Annotated in this window: 2 protein-coding genes; one reads left to right on the forward strand and one right to left on the reverse strand. The window is 67.1% G+C overall.

Going from position 1 to position 1,482, the window contains the following annotated elements:
* Positions 1 to 239 precede the first annotated feature (239 nt).
* Positions 240 to 443 carry a cold-shock protein gene (locus C1I95_RS33865; RefSeq protein WP_111220184.1) on the reverse strand — a complete coding sequence of 68 codons (204 nt, stop codon included), beginning with the start codon at positions 441 to 443 and terminating at the stop codon, positions 240 to 242.
* Positions 444 to 1,086: 643 nt separating this feature from the next.
* Between C1I95_RS33865 and C1I95_RS35600 the strand changes: the two genes are divergently transcribed.
* A complete protein-coding gene (locus tag C1I95_RS35600; protein WP_158566526.1) occupies positions 1,087 to 1,248 on the forward strand; it encodes a hypothetical protein in 162 nt (53 codons plus the stop codon).
* Positions 1,249 to 1,482: the final 234 nt, after the last annotated feature.

Consider the following 1,482-nt stretch of genomic DNA (forward strand, 5'->3'; position numbering starts at 1 on the left):
AGCGATGAACGGGGTGACGACGAAGATCCAGATCGTGACCGCGCCTGCTCTGGTCTGCGGCGCGGCGAGCAGGGGCTTGGGTTCGTTCACGGTGCGGGGGACATCGCGGCGATCGACGACCGCCGGCGGACTGGTCGCGCCCATGCGACTCCTGTCTGAGATTCGGTGGTGGGATTTGTGCTGGCCCGTTAGCGACATGGCCGGGAGCCCGACGGGTTCCCGGCCATGATCACGATTGCTCAGAGGACGCGTACGCCCGCTGCCTGCGGGCCCTTTTGGCCCTGCACGATGTCGAACTCGACCCGCTGGCTCTCGGCGAGGCTGCGGAAGCCGTTCGACTGGATCTCAGAGAAATGGACGAAGACGTCGGCGCCGCCGTCGTCGACGGAGATGAAGCCGAAGCCCTTGTCGTCGTTGAACCACTTCACAGTGCCCTGTGCCATATGTCTCCTCCTCGGGAGTGGGAGCCGCACGCTGCGGCTATCCGAGCCGTTTGCCCCGGCGGCCACATCCGCCCCAAGAGGAAGACGAAACCACCCGCGCGACCTGATCCGCGGATGTCAAAAGATCAACTACTGAAATACGCAAAATAACGACCTGTGGAAATCAACTCTCCCACACCTGCCCCTATTCCTGCGCGGCGGATTCGGCCCTCTCCTGGAAACGCTGTGACGAGGACGGACTCGGGTGCGGGCACGGTCGCCGGCGACTCAGCGGCGTCGTGTGGAGGGCGTGTTCGCGCAGCCGCGTACACACGGGCAGTCGACCCTCGGCCCCGGCTCAAAGCCGGCGACGTCAGAAATCACGGCGGCCTCGCCTCGGCGACCAGGCTCGGGGGTTGCTCGGCGGGGAGGGCCGGCGCGAACAGTTAGCCCTGAATCACCGACAGCCGCCCGACGCCACGCCCGGTCCACCTGAGCCCTCAGCTCAACAGCCGCCTGGACCCGCGCAGGGCTCGCAGGCGTTCCACCGACGGGGTCCTGGATAGGCCGAGGGCGGCGATGTCCGTCGCCGCTGTTGCGTCTCGCGCATGATCACCGATTCATAGATGAAGTGCTGTCGCATCCGGAAGTCTCCTCCGCTGGCGTGATCACCGCCGAGCCGAGCCGGGTCGAACTGCTGCTGTACGTGAACCAGTACCGGCGAAACGTCAACACCACGGGGGAGAAGGTGGACCAGAACCGTGTGGTGCTCACCCTCGTCGCCGTCGACGGCGAGTGGAGGATCGCCAAGGCGATCGCTGTGTGAGGGGACCGGCCGGTGATCACGCGGTCCGCTCCGCCCATCTGGTGGCCTCAGGGGCAGCGAGGGGAGGAGGAGAAGCTTAGGCTCGCCGGTGTTGCCAGTCGCTGATTCCACGGCCGTGCCGATGCGATGCGCCACTTCCCGCCGCCGGCCCGGCTCGACGGTGTGGCGGGCGTGAGGGATCGGGCTGGCATCGGCGGGGATGAGGCGGTGGGGGCGGGGACGGGGGAGATCGAG

It is taken from the genome of Micromonospora craterilacus (assembly GCF_003236315.1).
In the GTDB taxonomy this organism is placed as follows: domain Bacteria; phylum Actinomycetota; class Actinomycetes; order Mycobacteriales; family Micromonosporaceae; genus Micromonospora; species Micromonospora craterilacus.